The following is a 506-nucleotide window of genomic DNA, read 5'->3' as shown; positions in this document are numbered from 1 at the left end:
CGCCTTGGCGGCCGCCGCCGCACCGGCCTGCTTTTGCGTGCCGAAGGCGCGCCCGGCTTCGGCCACCAGCGCGCGGGCCGCCGTCGCGTCCACGAAATGGGTCGCAGCCCGGTGCTGGAGCGCTTGGAACGCGCCGATCGGCTGGCCGAACTGACGGCGCAGGCGCATGTAGTCGAGCGTCAGGTCGAGCGCGCGCGTCATGAGCCCGCATAGCTCCGCCGCGTACAGCAGGCGCTGCACGTCGCGTGCCGTGACGAACGCCGCCTCCGCCGCGCGGCCATCGGCCACCGGCACCGCATCGGGCCCATCGACGAGGAAGGCGAGCGCGCCGCCGTCAACGGTCGCAACCGTTCGGGCCTCCGCCGGATCGAGGGCGAGGAGGCACCGCTCCCGCGCGTCGAACGCGAGGATGACGTCGACGTCCGCCGGAGCGAAGGCGAGCCCCTCGGCCGCGAGGCCGGACCCGGTGTCGCTCCGTTCGGCGGGCGCGGCGCAGATGGATCGCC

At 75.1% G+C, this 506-nt stretch carries 1 protein-coding gene; it reads right to left on the bottom strand.

The annotated features are described in order from the left end of the window. The coding region (locus tag AC2W7M_RS27235; RefSeq protein ID WP_486136369.1) for an acyl-CoA dehydrogenase family protein at nucleotides 1-506 on the bottom strand (506 nt) is incomplete at both ends.

It is taken from the genome of Xanthobacter sp. BG11Y11_SDJG, from assembly GCF_057364445.1.
The sequence above is the reverse complement of the archived record's forward strand: the minus strand, read 5'-3'. Positions and strand labels throughout refer to the sequence as shown.